Below are 17252 nucleotides of genomic sequence, written 5' to 3'. Positions count from 1 at the left end.
ATCGCTTCGCGATGGGCAAGCGAAGGCCCCCGCTTCGCGGGGGCCGGCACGGCTCGCTTCGCTCCCCGCACCGCCCGTGCTTCGCACGGGGGTTCCTGGAGCGAAGCGGAAGGAACCAGTGAAGGGGCCCCGCTTCGCGGGGCTTGTTGTTGTTGGTGTGTCACGGAGTTGTGATGCCCCGCCCTTTGGCGGGGCATCAGAGGGGGTTCCGCTTCGCTCCACCCCCTGGGCCCTTCCGGCTTCGCCTCCAGGACCCGAACCCGCTACGCGGGTTAGCCCCGGTACCAGGGGGGCTGGTGGTGCATCGGCCTGATGCACCACGTGATGTTGGCGGAACGCGGCTATACCCCGCCGCATGCGACTACCTCACCAGCCCCCATCTGCACCGGGAAATCCACAGCGGGCTCCAACCCACGGAGGCCGTCGCGGCGCATGCCGCCCACCAGGGCCGACGAGCACTTAGCGCACGATCTGACAGAGATGTTGCTCAGACCCCGCTCAGTGCGCGCGCGTGCCTTCGCTTCTCCTGCGGGTGAGTGCGTGCCAGCCGTGGTCAAGCAGGTCGAAAGCGGCTGTGACGACCTGGTCGGGGTCGGAGTGTGTGCGGGCGGCGTGTGGGGCTTCGAGGGCGAAGTGGGCCAGGGCGGTGCATGAGGGGTCGTCGGCTGGGAGTCCGTCGTCCTCGGCGATGGCCGAGGCGAGGGCGGCCGTGTGGCGCAGCCACATGGCCTGGTGGTAGTCGCGCAGCGCCGGAGTGCTGTTGACCAGGTCGAGGAAGGTGGAGAAGCGTGGATCAGCATCGGGTCCTGATCGTCGATGGTGGAGGGCGTGCTCACGCAGGGCGTCGGGGACGGACTGTCCTGCGGGGCGCTCGCGCACGGCGGCCAGGAGGCCGGATTCGAGGTCGGCCTCGCGGTCGAAGACGAGTGCTTCCTTGACTGCGAAGTGCTTGAACAGGGTGGCGGTCGATACGTCCGCAGCATCGGCGATCTCTCGGATGCCGACGTTGTTGTAGCCACGTTCCAGGAACAAGCGCAGGGCGGCATCGGCGATGGCCTGCCGAGTGGCCGCCTTCTTGCGTTCGCGGCGGCCGACGAGGGTTGGTGCGGCGTTGTTCTGTGCGGTGGTGTCGGGCATGCGCCCACCATACTCCAATAGTAGCGTTGCTCCAAAAGTAGAGTTGTTGCATTTATTGTTCTGGTGTGTTTTCCTGAAGCGGTGGCCGTGACGCACCAACCGGCCACCTCCCTCCCTCCCTCCCCCTCGTACAGAAGGCGGAACTGCCGCTCACGGGGCAGGACAGCAACGCCACCGCGGTCGGCATCAGCCGGCCCTGCGCCCTCGTCCAGCGCCCGCGACCAGCGACAACTCGACCTCATCGTTCGGAGTGCAACTATGAACACCCGTACCCGTACCACCCCCCGCATCGCCATCATCGGAGCAGGCCCCGGCGGCCTGACCTGTGCGCGCATCCTTCAGAAGCACGGCATCAGCGCCACCGTCTACGACCGCGACAGCGGCCCTGAAGCCCGCGACCAAGGCGGCTCCCTGGACCTGCACGAGGACGACGGCCAGATCGCGCTCCGCGGGCCGGTCTCCTTGATGAGTTCTTCGCCCTGTCCCGCCCCGAAGGGCAGGAGATGCGGCAGATGGCGTCATCAGGCGAGATCGTCGATCACGAGGTTCCCGCCGAGGGGGAGCTTTTCAAACCTGAGATCGACCGGGGCGTGCTCCGCGACCTGCTGCTGAACTCCGTCCATCCTGGAAACGTCCAGTGGGGCTGTGGCCTCGACTATGTCAGCGGACCCGAGGACGGCCCGCGCCTGCTGCACTTCACCGACGGCACCACCGTCGAGGCCGACCTGGTCATCGGCGCCGACGGGGCTTTCTCCCGGGTCCGGCCGGTCCTGACGTCCGCCGTCCCCGCTCACGTCGGTGTCAGCTTCCTGGAAGCTTGGTTCGACGACATCGACTCCCGCCACCCCGAGCTCGCCGAACTCGTTGGCCAGGGCAGCGCCGCCGCAGGCGACGGCGAGCGCGGCATGTTCGCCCAGCGCAACGGCGGCGGCCACATCCGCGTGTACCTGATCCGCCGTGTTCCGGCAGGCTGGCTCGCCGACAGCAGCCTGACCATCGACGACACCGCCGCGATCCGGACCCGACTCCTTGAGGAGTACGCCGCCTGGTCACCCGCCCTGCGCCGTCTCATCAGCGATAACGACGGCTGCTACGTGGACCGTCCGATCTTCGCCCTGCCCGTCCCGACCACTTGGGACTCCAACCCCAGTGTCACCCTGCTCGGCGACGCCGCCCACCTCATGCCGCCGCTCGGTGTCGGCGTCAACTACGCCATGCTCGACGCTTGCGAACTCGCCCTGGCCATTGTCGGCAACGACACCGTCGCCGACGCCATCCGCGCCTACGAGGCCACTATGCTCCCCCGCGCCAACGAGACGGCCAAGTTCCTTGAAGGTGGCGCGGAACGACTCATGAGCACCCGGTTCCCCGGCGACCCGGACAACGACTCCAGCGGAACGACTCATGAGCACCCGGTTCCCCGGCGACCCGGACAACGACTCCAGCGGAACGACTCATGAGCACCCGGTTCCCCGGCGACCCGGACAACGACTCCAACTGAACATAGCTGCGATCAAGCCCCGCAGTCGTCATCCTCATCCAGATCCAGAATGTCCGGGTCACGCAGTGGTCGCAGGGCGCCGGCGTCCGGAGTCGAGGCGGTGAAGCTGTAGCGGCCGAGCAGGTTCAGGTTGCGGTGCTTGAGCGGGGACAGTCGGGCGATGTCCTCGTCGCGGATCTCGTGGCCCTCGGCGCGAAGTTGTTATACGGCGGCGTCGATGTACTTCGAGGTCCAGAAGCCACGATGGCGTTGAGGACCAGACCGAGCGCGCCGAGCTGGTCCTCCATCCCGTCACGGTACGCCTGGGGGCTTGTTCAGTAACGGCGTGCGTGCCGGTGGAGCCGTGTACGGGCATCCGGCTCGTGCGCCCGCGCCCTGGTCGCAGGTGCGTCGGCGTCCAGGCGCTCGCGCAGCTGGCCGAGGAGCGTTGAGACGTCCTCGGGAACGGGGACGGCCTGGTGCTCGACGTCAGCGGGCGTCATGTAGAGCTGCGGGGCCGGGATGTTGATGAGTTCGTCGATGACGGCTTCGCACTTGGCGCGGAAGTCCGCCCAGTTCCTGCCCTGATTCTCGAGCCGCAGGGTGACGTCGGAGAAGAAGACGACGTTGCCCGGGCCCTCGTGTCGCTTGCGGAAGGCATGCCCTCTCCCCGCCGGAATGCTCCCGTACGGCCTTCCGTGCAAGAGTGACGACCTCACGGTCTGACAGATCGCAGGGCCCCGCCGGCTGCGACGGCGCATATCCCACCGGGCAGCGCGCCTACCGGCGGCGTCGAATCACGGTCGTACCGGCCTCCACTCGGTCGAGCCGTAGGACGATGCCCGTCAGGTCGGTGCGGGCGGTCAGGTGGACGCTGCGGAGTCCGTCGGCGGTCATCGCCTCGTAGGACGCGGCGGGGGCCTTGCCGATCTCCAGTTCCACCGCCGCGTGGGTGTGGGGTGGCAGGCGTACCTGGAGGGAGTGGGCATCGCCGGAGCGGTGATGGGCGACGGAGACGGTTCCGCGCAGGGACGGCACCGTGCCCTTGACGTCCCTGAGGCTGCCCGTTCTGGGCCGGATGAGGAAGCCCGCGGCGCCGGGGTCGGTGACCTGCACTCCGAGGACATGCCGGGCGATGGCGTTGGCCGGTGCGGAGGCCCAGGCGTGCGAGAAGGTCATGTTGGGCTTCTGCGCCGGATCCCACGCCTCCGTCACGATCGTCGCGTGGAGGCCGTCGAGCATGTGGAGCCAGGAACTGGTTCCGCGCGACGTCAGGAGCGACAACGCGGCGTCGGCGCGGCCGAGCCGGAACAGCGCGTCGAGCAGGAACTGCGCTCCGTAGACGCTCATCCGCATGCCGCCTGCGGCGAGCGTCGCGCCGAGGTCCCTGCGCACGGCGTCGGGCAGCGCGTCGGTGACGCCGAGCGCGACCGGGAAGGCGGTGGCGTGCTGCGCGCTGTGCGCGGTGCCCGCGCCATCGGTGAAGCGCCCTGCGGAACGGTCGAGGAGGTGAGTGCGCATCGCCTCGGAGAGCCGCTCCGCCCGCCGACGCAGCAGTGCCGCGTCACCGGTGCGGCCGAGCACGTCGGCGCAGCGGGCGAGGGCCTCGAACGCTGCGAACTGGAAGGCGTTCACCACGGTGTTGACCTCGGTGAAGACATAGCCGTCACGGTTCGTCTCGGGCCAGTCCACGAGGTCGGACAGGGCGGCGCTGCTCTGCCCGGGCTCCTTGTGGACGAGTCCGTCATCGCCGAGGTACCGGGTCAGGTTCTTGCCGTCGAGCAGCTCGTAGTCCTCGGCCAGTTGCCGGTCGTCGCCGGTCGCCAGGTAGTCCTCCCACGCGGACAGGGCGCACATGAGCCGGTATTCGGTGGGCCAGGTTCCCTTGCGGACCAGGTAGGCATTCGAGCGGCGGGCGAGCGCGTAGGAACGCTGGAGGGCGTATTCGGAGAGCTGGTTGACGAAGGCATCGCCCTCGTAGGGGCCGCGTTCCCGGGTCGGGGTGTCCTGGTAGAGATCGCCGCGCGTCGCCTCGATGGACCAACGGCACAGCTCCCAGACCCGGTTGAGGTCGTGGTTCGAGCTGTCGAACGACACGACATCGTCGTCCCAGTCGAGCCTCCACGCCCGTCCGCGCACCGTGGCCCGCGACAGGTCGAGGTCGGTGCGCAGCTCGGCCCAGCGGAAGCCGCGGTAGCCCCAGTGCTCGATGTGCTGGGGTCCGTCCCGCAGGGTCCACGTCTCGCGGTAGGTGTTGCCGCCGCGCAGGACGTCACGCACGGTACCGTCGGCCTGGAGCTCCTCGCCGAGACGCACCTCGATCTTTGCCCCGTCGCGGCCCGTCGTCTCCAGCGAGAGGCCCCCAGCGATCTCCCGGCCGAGGTCGACCAGCCACCGCCCGTTGGCGACCTCGGTGACCGCGGCCGGTTCCACATCGTGCAGCCGCACGGGCTCCAGGAGTGCCGGGGCGAGGCCGGCGAGTGCGGGCCGGGTCACGGGAGCGGTCCAGGATCGGTCGTCGAAGTCCGGCCCGGTCCAGCCCACCGGCTCGTGCCGCATGTCCCAGTACTCCTGCGGCGCGCTGTAGAACCCCGTGCCCATGCTCCCCCGGTCCGGCAGGAGCCCGCCCTGGCGACAGGCCTTCCAGCTCTTGCCGGTCGCGACGGTCGTGCGCGTGCCGTCGGTGTGGGTCACTTCCAGCTGGGCCAGGAACGCCCTGTCCTTGGTGCTGTGGCAGAGCGCCGCGATGGCGTTGGTGCGTCCGGCACGCACCGTCGCCGTGATGTCGAACGCCTGGTAGGCCACACCGCTCGCGGCGCGCACCGAGGCGTGTGCGACGACGTGGCCGTTGCTGAAGACCTTGGCCACGTACTGGCGGGCCGGGTCGGGAGATGTGGCGGCGACGTAGAGCACGGCGGCCGCGACCTCTTTGCGGGGTGTGAGGCGGTAGGTGTGCCGAAGCAGGGCCCAGGCGTTGTCGGGGCCGTAGGCGGCGAGGGAGGACTCTCCTCCGGTGAGCGCGAGATGGCCGTCGATGACGGTTCCCGCGCCGAAGGTGCCTTTGTCCGTCGAGAAGTCGTCCTCCAGACGCACGACGCCGTCGGCGTCGGTGAAGCGCACGAAGTCGTAGACCTGCGCCTCCGTCCTGCCGTTGCGCAGGCCGACGGTGCCCTTGGCGTAGCGCCCGTCGACGGTCGTGTCGACGAGGGTGTCTCCGATCCGGGTCGTGAAGGTGTTGCCCTTCATCGTCACGGACAGGTCGAGCCACTGGCCGGAGTCGACGGCGAACGGCAGTGTCACCTCGCCGAGGACGGTGTACGTGCCGTCGACGCAGATGTGCTTGCGCAGCACTCCCGCCTCGTGGGAGGCCCGGAGCTGCCACAGGTAGTTGTGCGACGGGTCGAGGGCACGGAACCACAGGCCCGCCGCCTCCGAGGTAATCCGCACGCGGCTGCTGAACGTGCCGTCGCCGAGCGTCGGCCCGGACGGCACCCAGATCGGTTCCGCGGTCCACTTGTCCTCCACGGCTGTGGCGAGGAGCACCGGCCGCGACCAGGCCGACGCCCCGCGTCCCCGCTCTCCCCAGCACCGCACGCGCCACCAGTACGCCGTACGAGGCTTCAGAGCCGGCCCCGCGTACGCCACCGCCGTGGACGCGGCCGACGTGATCTTGCCGCTGTCCCAGACGAGCCGACCCCGGTCGAGGCCGTCCGGCGTTGTCGCGAACTGGACCTGGTATGCCCGCTGCCGCGTCTGCGTCCCGAGATCCGGGACCTGCCAGTTCAGCCGAGGCTGCCCCCGCGCCGCGACCCCGAGCCCCTGGGGCAGCAGATCAGTGAGCAGCTTGGTGGGAGCGTGCCGCGCTGCGGGGCCTTCGCCCGCGACGGCCGTACCGGGGCCGGCCAACGCCAGGGCGACCGGCGCGGCACCGGACACCTGGAGCAGCCTGCGCCGGGAGATGAGTTCGGACACGGTACGCCCTCATTTCTGAATGCATTCATATGAGCCTCTCGGAGGCTAGGGAGTCGGTGTCACAAGGGTCAATACACGTGCAGTGACTGCTTGTGTTCATACATGAAACGATTCACCATTGGAAGAGCCACAAAGATGCCGGGTACCCCGCGGGAGCTGCGCCGCGCGATCCCGCCCCACCCGGACGCCGCCTGTCTCGCGCAGGGACACGGTCGTCCGTCCGGTACGCACTGGGGTCGTTGCGGGTGGGTGCGGGCGGCGGGGTGCAGCAGGACGGGGACGGCCTGGTGGAAGATCACCGAAGTCGCTGCCGTCGCCGCCGGCGCGAGCGGAGACATCGGGATCTGCCGGCAGGAGCCACGCTCCCCCGTCTCCGAACCCGGACCGCGAAGTCGGCGCCCGGCTCGGCACATCCCGGCCACGGCACCTGGAGCGGCCGGTGATACGGCGCACGGCTGCCCCGGGGCGCTCCGGCCTCTGACTTCATCTGCGGTATCGGCGGCGGTCGGCGGAGGGGGCCGGCACGTCGAGCGGGTTCACGTCGTGGACGATGACGTTGACCACGTCGTGTGCCGCTCGACGTGGCCGTCCAGGACGACCGCTGCGGCGTCGGTCAGGGTGCGGCGTTCACACACCGGTGGAGAGAAGACCAGGTTGGTCATGCTGGTCTCGTCTTCCGGGACTCCGAAGGTCATCCCCCTCGCGGTGGGCGGCCGTTGGAGGTACTTCGCCAGTCCGCCGAGCCACACGCGGTCCTGGTCGGCCATGCCCCTGACCGCAGCTGCGGCGGCGGCGCCGAGGCCCGCGAGGTGGGTGCGGACGTGCTGGACGGGGTGGAGGTCGGCGACAGGAGGGATTCCTCCTTCGCCAGGCAGAACGCGATGCGAATCCCTACCATGATCGCCAAGCTATCCCGAAAGGAGCCACCCATGAAGAAGTGGCGAGCGACCTTAGTCGTCGCGGCATCGACGGCCGCACTGCTGTGCGGGGCCGTCCCCGCACACGCGACGAACGAGGTCAATATCTTCGAGTGCCAGGTCGACTTCGGCGGGCAGTACTTTCATCTCGGCATCCGTAATTCCAACGGCACCGGCACCAACCGCTGCTTCGCCAACGCGGGAGACCTGCACATCGGGCAGGGCGGTGTCGAGAACTTCAGCAGCGGGAACAACGCGGGCTACTTCGACTACGAACCTGGCGACGGCTGGATCTACCGTCACACGTTCGGCAAGCACGAGTCCAAGACCCAGGCCTACGGCCTGGTGACCAACCTGCACATCAACTGACGCCCCGAAATCCGGCCCGGCGGGCGACGCCGGGCCGGATCACAGCGTGACATCCAGCCCCTTCGCTTCGCAGCTGATCACCCTGGTTTACCAGCCCGGCGCATACCGTGCGATCACGCCGCACGTTCCAGCCGCTGGGGTGCGGCTGCCGCCGGCCCGCTTCCTCTGGATCACGCTCGGCCGGGGTTCGGGACCGAGGGCTTCAGCGGCGTGTGCCCCGGCGGGCGAGTCAACCGGGCGGCCGCCGGTGACGAGATGCCGTGGGAGGGGCGGCGATGCGGGCCGGGGCGGCCGCACCGGTCGCGGCGGCACGACAGGCACCGTGCCCTCCATCCTCTCGGCACGCTCCTCGGCGGCCGCCATGCCGGCGGCCTAGGTGACCGACTCGAACGGGCCCGGTGTGTCCGGTGCGTTGGGGGGTGTCCGGCGGCGGCTGACCGCTGTTCCGCCACCGCGGTGTCCGCTCGTACGGAGTCCGCCGCGGCGAGGACTTACCCGATCGGCCGGAGATGCGCGTGGTCCACGAGACGATCTATCAGGCCCTCTACGTCCAGGGGCAAGGGGCACTGTGCCGGGAACTGGCCAAGGCTCGCCGCACCGGCCGGGCCTGCCGCAAGCCCCGCCGCCAGGTCCAGCTCCGCTACCAGCAGATGGTCATGATCAGCGACCGCCCCGCCGAAGTCGCTGACCGCGGCGTCCCCGGGCACTGGGAAGGCGACCTCATCATCGGCAAGGGCCAGGGTTCCGCGACCGGAACCCTGGTCGAGTGGTCTACCCGCTACGTCATGCTTCTCCACCCGACTAAATGGCGCGGAACCGCGGTGGTCCGCGATGCGCTGGTGGACGCGATGAAGACCCTGCCGGCCCTTGGCAGCGTGGCTCGAACTAGAACACGAACGGCCTGCTGCGGCAGTACTTCCCCAAGGGCACCGATCTGTCGCTCCATAGCCGTGATCGTCTCAACGCTGTGGCCGCCGAGCTGAACGGCCGGCCACGCAAACGCTCGACTGGGAAACCCCAGCCGAGCGCCTGCATACACTCCTCACGGCTGCCCAACACTGACCACGTGTTGCAACGACTGCTGGAATTCGCCGGTGCAGGAAACGGGGGTGCTGTTGGTCTTGTTGGGGAGGCGGCCGAACGGCGTGGTCAGAAGAGGTCGTTGTAGATGTTGAAGTTGTAGCCGATCTCGACGCGCTTGGTGATCTTGCCGGTGCCCGTGGACGTGTAGCGGTACAGGTCGCCCTTGGCGTCGACGCCGACGAGGTCGGCCTTGCCGTCGCCGTTGATGTCGCCGGGTGCGGCGAACTTGTTGTAGATGTTGAAGCCGGTGCCGATCTTCACGCGCGCCTTGAGCGGTGTGGCGGCGTTGCCCGTGCCCTTGTAGAGGTAGAGCGTGCCGTCCTTGGCGCGGGCCACGACGTCGGCGATGCCGTCACCGCTGAGGTCACCGGCGCCGACGATCTTGTTGTACGTGTTGAAGCCGTAGCCGACCTTGGCCTTGGCCGCGAACTTCGTACCGAGCCCGTTGCCCTTGTAGAGGTACAGGTCGCCCTTGCCGTCACCACTCAGGTCACCGGGGCCGGTCAGGCTGTCGTAGACCTGCCAGCCGAGGCCGATGAAGTTGCCGCCGGCGAACAGCTGGCCCTGGTAGAACCAGAGTTGATCGGCTTGGCCGTCGTTGTCGAAGGAGGAGGCGAGTCCCCGCATGCCCAGGTTGCCGCCGCCGCTGGGCTCGCCGTTCTCGTTGCCGCTGGTGCGTGGGGCGAACTGTCCGTTGTTCTTGGACTGGTATCACCAGAGGTGGCCGGCGTTGGTGCGGCCTTCGAGCTCGCGCTTGCCATAGTCCGGGTTGCCGCCCTCGCCGACGAACTGCGCCGCCTTGCTCCATCCGAAGGTGTCGGCGACGCGATACCGGAAGCCGCCGTAGCCGTTGGAGCGATAGGTGTAGACGTCGCCGTTCTGTGTGCGGGCCATGAGGTCGCCCCGGCCGTCACCGTTGATGTCTTCGGCCGCGACGAGCTGGTTGTAGATGTCGAAGCCGTAGCCGGCTTTGACGCGCTTCTTGAGCGGCTTCGCGGGGTCGCCGGTGGCGGCGTAGAAGTACAGGTCACCGCCGGGCGTACGGGCGACGACGTCGCCGATGCCGTCGCCGTTGACATCGTTGGCGCCGACGATCTGGTCGTACGAGCCCCAGCCGTAGCCCACCTTGACACCGGCCTTGAAGGGCGCGCTGTCCACCTTGCCGGTGGAGGTGTACTCGTACAGGTCGCCGGAGGGCGTGCGCGCGAGCAGGTCACTGCGGCCGTCGCCGTTCAAGTCGCCCGGCGAGATGACCTTGTTGTACTTCTGCCAGCCGGTGCCCGACCAGCGGACCTTGCCGGTGCTCTCCTCCCCCGCGCTCTCGAAGAGCGAGAGTGTGCCCGATGCCGAGAGTGTCAGGATCTCGGGGCTACCGCTGCCGTCGAGGTCGCCGGGCGCGATGATGTCCTTGGGCATCTCCGAGGTGTCGGTGCTGCGGATCGTGTACGGATAGGCGATGTTGGCGCTCGTCCTGACGTACAGGACGCCGTCCAGGCCGCGGTACATGAGGTCGCTGTGACCGTCGCCGTTCACGTCCAGGCGCGGCTTCGCGGGCGCGGCCGCCGGCTGGGCCGGTGCCGCGTCGTCGGCCGAGGCCGGAGCCGGGACCGCCAGCAGCATGCCAGCGGAGAGAACGAGTGCGGTGCAGGCCGCTGTCCGTCGCGCGCGTCTTGAACGCACGGGAGCGGAACGGCCGGGTTCCACAGAAGACAAAGCCCCCCAGGGGTAAGTGGTGGAACCGGGAGAGACGCGTTCACGGCTGCGTTACGTGCAGCGTGTGGGCGTTTCCCGGGTGTTCTCAGACTCTACAACTGTGATCGGTGGCCGTCTTTGAGGTGCTGGGGCACCTCCTCGGCTTCCTGGATTATTACGGCGTAATAATCCAGGGCTCCCCCGTGGTCCGGGTCAGAGGATCTCGATGGAGTTCACCTTCGGCGGGAGGTTCGGGAAGGTGATCTCGGTCCAGCGGGCGATCCTGACCGAGTCGCCGTTGGCGTCGTAGTAGATCAGGTCGTTGTTGCCGGTGGAGATCTTGTCGACCCACCAGCCGCCGAAGTTGGTCCGGCCGGCGTTCGCGTAGCAGTCGACGCTCTGCTGGCCGCCGCTGTGCGACCAGATCTTCAGGAAGTTCTCGCCGCCTCGGCATTCGACGTGGTCGATGGCGTAGGCGGAACCGCTGGGTACGGCGACGGTGAACGAGGCCGCTGCGGCGAGTGCCATGGCCAGTGAGCCGAGGACCCTCTTGCCCTTCAGAATCACGGTTTCTCCTTCGTGCGAGCCCAAGCGCGTGGCCTCGCTGTGTCGGTGACGTCGCGCCACAGCCGGGGAGCCTGGACGGCGCTGCGGCAGGCGGGACTGCGCCGTGGGAGATTCACCTGTCTGGTGGGGTGGAGGGTGGTGTGGGCCGACCGGCTCGGATTATTACGGCGTAATAATCCGAGCCGGTCGGCTCTTCGACGGCCGGTCGGCCGGGGTCACTTGGTTTCGGGAGCCGGGGTCTTCGCTGCCCTCATCCGCTTCGATTCCTCGATCTTGTAGTCGACGAGCAGCTCCGTCAGCTTTCGGCGGGTGGGTACGTCGAGCTGGGCGATGATGAGGTCGGAGAGGGTGTGGGGGTCCGTCGAGGGCAGTCGGGCGGGGGTGCCGTTGGTGCCGTCCGAGCGTTGCTGGGGGAGATCTTCGGCGTCCCGCATTATTACGCCGTAATAATCGGCGGGTTCGGCGGGTGCCCCGGGCTCCTCGGTCTTCGGTGAGCCGGCCGGCGGTTGCTTGGGTGCGTGGGGCTTCCTGGCCTTGCTGGCCTTGCTGGCCTTCAGGAGCTGGAGGTGGGCTTCCTGTTCCTCCGGCTTCTTCTTGCCGACCTGGCGGAGGGTGGCCGCGGATTCCTCGCCGGACTGGAGCTTCTCCTTGAGGGACGGTGTCAGGGTCAGCAGGGCGAGCCGCTGTGAGACCCAGCCCTGGGAGCGGTGGAGGCGGGCGGCCAGGGCCTCTTGGGTGCCGTGGATCCTCAGCAGCTGTTCGAGGGCCCTGGCCTCGTCGAGGTGGTTGAGCTCCTGGCGGTGGATGTTGGCGACGAGGGCCGATTCCAGTATCTCGTCGGGGTTGCTGCCGAGGTCGTCGTCGAGCATCACCTTGATCTCGGTGAGGCCGACTTCGCGCGATGCCGCGAGGCGGGAGTTGCCGTCGATGACGACGTACTTGGTGCCGGGTTCGAGGTCGTCCTCGCGGCCGGGGTTGCCTTCGAGATAGGCGAACCGGCCCATGATGCTGATGGCGGTCTTCTGGCCGTGGTCGCGGAGGCTGAGGCCGAGGTCGGTGAGGTCGCCGAGGTCGGACCTCGGATTGTCCGGGTTGAGGCTGATGACGTCGACGGGCAGCTTGACCGGGGGAGGGGCTCCCTCGGTGGGGGCCGCGGACACCTCGTTGATCGCGGCGCGGCGGGCGCTGATGGACTGGGTCTGGCCGAACGAGGAGCCGGTGCCGAGCCGGGATGCCTTGGTCATGAGATCTCCCGGGCGAGCGCGCGCATGCCGACGGCCTGGTCGCAGCGGGGGGAGTAGGCGAGCAGGGGCTGCTTCACGCGTACCGCCTCCTTCTGCTCCTTGAGGTCTCCGATGACGCCCACGACCCTCGGATCCTTTATGTCCATCCAGGAGCTGAGGGAGGAGGTGGCGATGTAGCCGCGGCGGGCGTCGTAGTGGTTCACGACGATGCCGAGGTAGTCGAGTTCGAGGTGCATGTCGTTGCGGAGGTCCTCGATCTGGGAGGTGAGGAGTCCGTAGGCGTCGGCGGAGCTGTCCTCGGCCTGGACGACGACGAGTACGCCGGAGTTCCCGGGGGCTTCGCCCTGGCGGCGGCGGCCGTAGTACGCGGCTGCGTCCATGCTCAGGCCGAGGCTGGGCGGGCAGTCGATGATGACGGCGTCGTAGTCGGCCTCGATGGCGGACAGGGCTCGTTCCAGGGCTGCTTCGCGGGCGCGGACCCCGGACAGCTTGACGTCCAGGAGGAAGGCGTCGGTGCAGGCGGGCAGGAGGTGCAGGCGGTCGCCGAAGCGGGGGTCCTCGATCGGCACGACGAGGTCGGAGAGTTGGCCCTTGGCCTCGCCTGCCATGTGCTTGGTGAGGCTGTCGCCCTCGATGGGCAGCGGCTGGTGGCCGAGCTGCTTGGTGAGGTGGCACTGCGGGTCGAAGTCGACGAGGAGGACGCGCAGGCCGAGGCCGGGGAGGTCTTCGTAGTCGAGGGGCGAGGGCTCTTCGTCCTCGGACAGGGCGGCCGCGAAGTGCTTGGAGATGCGGACGGGGTGAAGGGCGTCGGCGTCCTCGGCGAGGGCTTCGCCGGTGCCGGCGGCGATGGCGGTCTTGCCGACGCCGCCTTTCTGGTTGCAGGTGATGATGCGCTTGGGGTGCTCGGGACGTACGAGGGTGGGCGCCGGGTTCGTCTCGAGCCACATCATCACGGACTGGGCGAGTCCTTGGATGAGGGAGACACCGCGGGACGCACAGTCCGTACGGAATCCGTCCCACTGTCCGTCGGGGAGGAAGGTGGAGAAGGACTTGGCGCCGGCGGTGTCGATGGGGGAGAGGTTGGAGCCGAGCCTCCGCCAGGCCTCGATACCGGCCTCGACGGCGTGCTGGATATCGATGTTGTGCTGGGCGGCCCGGATCTTCAGGTCCTGCTGCAGCACCGAGGGCAGCTTGGAGACGACCTTCTCGCGGTCGCCGGGGGAGGGCGAAGTCATGACGGACACCTTACTAACATCGGTGATCCTTTTCGGGTCCGACACGTTAGTTGAGTGAGCGTCGAGTCTAAGTGGAGAGCGGGTGGAGGGCAGGGGAGGGCGGCTTGGGGTGGCCTGAGGGCGTGGGTGAGCGCTGCGCCTCGATTATTACGCCGTAATAATTCGTCGTCGGAGAGCCGTCGGGCCGTCCGGAGAAGCGGGTGGGGGGGGGGGGATTATTACGCCGTAATAATCCCCCCACCCCCACCCGTCGTCAGTTCCCGGCGTCTATCGCTGCGGCCAGGCCGCGTTGCGAGCGGGGGGTCTTGTCGCCCACGCGCTTGGGCTGGATGGTGCTGGGGTCGACCGCTTCGCCCGGGGCTCCCTCGTGGTACGGGCCGTCCGGGTCGGCGTCGCGGTCGTGGGGGAGGAGGAAGAAGACCCGGCGCAGGTGGAGGCCGCTGTCGGGGTCGGCTTCGGTGTGCGCCTCGAGTTCGGTGTAGCCGACCATGCGTCCGTCCCGCTCGTAGCGGGGCTTGCCCCGGCGGCGGGCGGTCTTGTCGAGGGCCTGGCGTACGTAGTCGAGGTTGTCGGGGTTCTCCAGCCAGACCACGGCGTTCTCGTGGTGGAGGTCGCTCTCGTTCAGCAGCGAGCTCATGGCTGCAGCCCCTTTGTCTTTCGGCCGGCCGGGAGAGGGCCGGGGTGGGTGTGAGCACGTTCCCGGGTGGGGGCACCGTATTCATGGTAGGCCGGACCGGCGGTGGTGCGCCGGGCGCATGGGTCAGGCATGGCCGGTCCGGGAGTCTTCGTCGGTGAGAAGGCCGAGGCCCGGGTAGTACTTCTTGCCGCTGGACTTCATCATGTCGGCGGGTGAGGCGAGGGCGAGTTCCTGGCGGACCCGGGTGGCGAAGGCGCGGGCCGTCGCGGGACGGATGCCTTCGCCCGCGCTGCACCAGCTGCTGTACGTCGCGTACAGCAGGCCCTGTTCGACCCGGAGGTCTCCCGGGGCGCGGTCGGTGCCCCGGTCGGGGGTGGCGGTGGTGCAGCACTCGGCGAGGAAGCGGCCGATGTGGTCCTCGGTGGTGGCGTAGGCGGCGGTGGCGCTGCGGACGGTGGCCGGTCCGTCCAGCGGGTCGCGGGTGGCGAGGTAGAGCTTGGCGCCCTCGATGAGCCACTGGAGGATGCCGGGGCCCTCGCTCTGGACGAGTTCCTTGGCCAGGTTGTCGATCTTGCGGGCGGCCGGGACGACGCGCTCGAAGGGGATGAGGCGGATCCGTCTCCAGAAGGCGTGGCCGCCGGTGCCGACTTCGGGGCGGTGGTTGCCGAGCAGCCAGAGCTTGTGGGTGGGGTTGAAGCTGAAGAAGTCCTGGCGCATGCGGCGGGCCATGATGCGGTCGCCGCCGGTCAGTAGCTTGACCCGGGATTCGTCGAACTTGTCGTTCGGCTTGAGTTCGGAGCAGACGACGATGCGCCGGCCGTGGAGTTCGGTGAGCTCGGTGGAGTGCTCGGAGAACTTGCCCTTCTCCATGAGGAAGCCGGGCGGGGCGGCCTGGGCGTAGTCGCCGAGGATCTGCGTCATGACGTCCAGCAGCACCGACTTGCCGTTGGCGCCAGTGCCGTAGAGGAAGGGCAGGACCTGGGCGCCGACGTCGCCGGTGACGGAGTAGCCGAGGAGCAGGTGGAGGAAGTGGATGGTCTCCTCGCCCTTGGCGTCGTCGCCGAAGGTGTCGTGGAGGAAGCGGTGCCAGCGCGGGGTGGGGGTCGCTTCGGGGGCGACGCTCGTGGCCCGGGAGTGCATGTCGGCTTCGGGGTCGGGCTTGTGGAGGTGCCCGGTGTGGAGGTCGACGACGCCTGCGGGGGTGCAGAGGGCGTACGGGTCTCCGTCCAGGACGTCCGGATCGAGGGCGAGCGCGGGGGAGGCCTTGGCCTGGGTGAGGAGGGCCTTGATTCCGGGGGTGGACATGGAGCGGCGGCGGTGGGAGGCGAGCTCGCGGTCGGTGAACCGGCCGGTGGGGTCGGTGGCGGGCATCTGCTCGGCCAGGTCGCCCGCCGCCCAGACGGCGGCCTTCTCGCCGCCGGTGCGCTTCCAGCGGTACTGGTCCCAGTGGTACCAGCCGAGTCCTTCGACGTGGCGGAACTGGTCGCCGAACATCATCGCGAACAGCTTGGCGTTGCCCCGGTCGGTGAGCAGTGCGGGGAGGCGGCCTTCTTGTTCCTGTGCCGGCGGGTCCTGGACGTCGGCGGTGGCGGTCTGCTGCGCGGGCAGCCCGGGCCGGGACGTGTGCACGTCGAGGGCGAGCATCTGCTGTGCTGCGGCAGTGGCGTCGAAGCGTGGGGTGCTGTCGGCGCTGCTCATGGGCGTCCTTTGGGATGGAGCGGCCGGGCGGCGCCGGCGGACAGGGCAGAGGCGATGACGGTGAGGCTGTGTCTGCTGCGGTGCGGGCGGGCGGTGTCGGCTGCGGTGGTGAGCAGGTCGCGTGCCTGGGTCTCGGTGAGGTGGCCGGAGGCGATCAGGCCACCTGCCGTGTAGGCGGCGCGGTTCAGCTTTTCGGTGAAGGCGGTGCCTTCGGCCGCGGCCGCGCAGGCCTGGACCTCGGCCAGCAGGGGTTCGAGGAGTCTGTGGGCGCGGCGGCCGGTCACGCGTGCGGTCGCGGTACGCGGGGAGGGGACCGGGGCGGGCTCGGCCGGGGGGTTCATCGGGTGGCCGGTGCGGTGGAGTTCGGCGGCGAGCCAGTCGGGGAGGAGTGCGGGGAACCGCTCCGTGCCGAGGGGGGTGTAGGTCCCGGCGGGGGTGCGGGTGGAGGGGGTCACGATGTATCCGCCGGTGGCCCGGACGTCGACCTGCCAGGCGAGGGCGACCTTGGGGCTGGAGCCGACGGAGGAGCGGTAGCGCGGTCCTTCGGGGGGTGTGCGGTACCAGACGTGGAGCCCGCCGGACGGGGTGCGGACGCGCAGGGTGGTGGTGTCGTCCGCCGGATTGGGCCGGCCACGGAGTGCCGCCAGCAGGGCGAGGGTGTCGAATCCTGAGGCGAGGCCTGCCAGGTTGACGTCCTCGTGGATGGGGATGCCGGGCAGGAGCCGGTCGCGGTGGGGGACTTCGGCGCTGTGGGCGTCGATGTCGAGTACGAGGAGGCCTGCGGGGCCGCAGGAGACGCCGACGCCGAACGTGGGGTGCTCGCCCCACCAGGAGGCCAGCAGGGCCGGGTCGGTGGTCGCCGCGTGGAAGCCGTGGCACCACTTGCCCGCGGGGAGGCAGGGGCATTCGGCGGGGCGGTGAGGTTCCTCGCGGCAGGCCGGGCAGTTGCCGGCGGGGGTCTTGCGGCCTGCGGCCAGGGGGTGGACTGGCCAGCCGTTGCCCGCGCACCAGCGGGCGACGTCGTAGGGACTCGTGGCGGCCGGCTGGCGGGCACCACTGGTCTCGCTTTGACGCGGCACGCTGATCGTCCTTGCCGAGGGCCAACAGGGGGTCAGTCCCTCTTCCGAAAGGCCAGGTCACAGCGTTTCCGTTGCCGGGCAGAGGGACTGAAGGGACTGAGTTTTCCAATCGGCTCAGAGCCTACAGCAGCCACCCCGGGCG

General features: G+C 69.2%; 13 protein-coding genes and 3 pseudogenes. 3 read left to right on the top strand and 13 right to left on the bottom strand.

Annotated features, from left to right (window positions below; all coding sequences use genetic code 11):
* Positions 1 to 498: 498 nt before the first annotated feature.
* On the bottom strand, positions 499 to 1137 hold the full coding sequence (locus tag RLT58_RS35660; protein ID WP_311314873.1) for a TetR/AcrR family transcriptional regulator: 639 nt from the start codon (positions 1135 to 1137) through the stop codon (positions 499 to 501).
* A 258-nt stretch (positions 1138 to 1395) separates the two neighbouring features.
* Between RLT58_RS35660 and RLT58_RS35655 the strand changes: the two are divergent.
* Positions 1396 to 2597, top strand: a pseudogene (locus RLT58_RS35655) (FAD-dependent oxidoreductase).
* Between the two features lie 53 nt (positions 2598 to 2650).
* Here RLT58_RS35655 and RLT58_RS35650 read toward each other — a convergent pair.
* The 4 genes and pseudogenes from RLT58_RS35650 to RLT58_RS35635 form a co-directional block, all read right to left on the bottom strand.
* Positions 2651 to 2943: pseudogene (locus tag RLT58_RS35650) on the bottom strand (Tn3 family transposase); the annotation flags it as partial.
* A 9-nt stretch (positions 2944 to 2952) separates the two neighbouring features.
* Positions 2953 to 3321, bottom strand: coding sequence for a hypothetical protein (locus tag RLT58_RS35645; RefSeq protein WP_311314872.1), 369 nt, complete (start codon positions 3319 to 3321; stop codon positions 2953 to 2955).
* Between the two features lie 76 nt (positions 3322 to 3397).
* Entirely contained in the window at positions 3398 to 6589 is a 3192-nt protein-coding gene (locus RLT58_RS35640; RefSeq protein WP_311314871.1) for a family 78 glycoside hydrolase catalytic domain, read from the bottom strand.
* 536 nt (positions 6590 to 7125) lie between these two features.
* Positions 7126 to 7356: a hypothetical protein gene (locus RLT58_RS35635; protein ID WP_311314870.1), complete on the bottom strand. Its 231-nt coding sequence runs from the start codon at positions 7354 to 7356 to the stop codon at positions 7126 to 7128.
* A gap of 162 nt (positions 7357 to 7518) precedes the next feature.
* On the opposite strand from RLT58_RS35635, the gene RLT58_RS35630 reads away from it, so the two are divergent.
* Together RLT58_RS35630 and RLT58_RS35625 are read left to right on the top strand one after the other, a co-directional pair.
* Positions 7519 to 7875, top strand: a complete 357-nt coding sequence (locus RLT58_RS35630; protein ID WP_311314869.1) for a beta/gamma crystallin domain-containing protein — start codon at positions 7519 to 7521, stop codon at positions 7873 to 7875.
* A gap of 488 nt (positions 7876 to 8363) precedes the next feature.
* Positions 8364 to 8937: pseudogene (locus RLT58_RS35625) on the top strand (transposase); the annotation flags it as partial.
* An 87-nt stretch (positions 8938 to 9024) separates the two neighbouring features.
* On the opposite strand, the gene RLT58_RS35620 reads toward RLT58_RS35625, so the two are convergent.
* The 8 genes from RLT58_RS35620 to RLT58_RS35585 form a co-directional block, all read right to left on the bottom strand.
* On the bottom strand, positions 9025 to 9585 hold the full coding sequence (locus RLT58_RS35620) for an FG-GAP repeat domain-containing protein (RefSeq protein ID WP_311314868.1): 561 nt from the start codon (positions 9583 to 9585) through the stop codon (positions 9025 to 9027).
* Between the two features lie 84 nt (positions 9586 to 9669).
* A complete protein-coding gene (locus tag RLT58_RS35615) occupies positions 9670 to 10578 on the bottom strand; it encodes an FG-GAP repeat domain-containing protein (RefSeq protein ID WP_311314867.1) in 909 nt (302 codons plus the stop codon).
* A gap of 285 nt (positions 10579 to 10863) precedes the next feature.
* A complete protein-coding gene (locus RLT58_RS35610) occupies positions 10864 to 11178 on the bottom strand; it encodes a beta/gamma crystallin domain-containing protein (protein WP_399132059.1) in 315 nt (104 codons plus the stop codon).
* A 254-nt stretch (positions 11179 to 11432) separates the two neighbouring features.
* Positions 11433 to 12461 (bottom strand): ParB/RepB/Spo0J family partition protein, encoded by a 1029-nt coding sequence (locus RLT58_RS35605; RefSeq protein WP_311314865.1) that lies wholly within the window; start codon positions 12459 to 12461, stop codon positions 11433 to 11435.
* Entirely contained in the window at positions 12458 to 13696 is a 1239-nt protein-coding gene (locus RLT58_RS35600) for a ParA family protein (RefSeq protein WP_311314864.1), read from the bottom strand. Before RLT58_RS35600 ends, RLT58_RS35605 begins: the two co-directional genes overlap by 4 nt.
* Positions 13697 to 13949: 253 nt before the next feature.
* A complete protein-coding gene (locus RLT58_RS35595) occupies positions 13950 to 14333 on the bottom strand; it encodes a DUF6009 family protein (protein ID WP_311314863.1) in 384 nt (127 codons plus the stop codon).
* A gap of 123 nt (positions 14334 to 14456) precedes the next feature.
* Positions 14457 to 16031, bottom strand: a complete 1575-nt coding sequence (locus RLT58_RS35590) for a DNA primase family protein (protein ID WP_311314862.1) — start codon at positions 16029 to 16031, stop codon at positions 14457 to 14459.
* On the bottom strand, positions 16028 to 17110 hold the full coding sequence (locus tag RLT58_RS35585; protein ID WP_311314861.1) for a bifunctional DNA primase/polymerase: 1083 nt from the start codon (positions 17108 to 17110) through the stop codon (positions 16028 to 16030). The genes RLT58_RS35590 and RLT58_RS35585 overlap by 4 nt, the downstream gene beginning before the upstream one ends.
* Positions 17111 to 17252 lie beyond the last annotated feature (142 nt).

This window comes from Streptomyces sp. ITFR-16 (genome assembly GCF_031844705.1).
Taxonomy (GTDB): Bacteria; Actinomycetota; Actinomycetes; order Streptomycetales; family Streptomycetaceae; genus Streptomyces.
The sequence above is the reverse complement of the archived record's forward strand: the minus strand, read 5'-3'. Positions and strand labels throughout refer to the sequence as shown.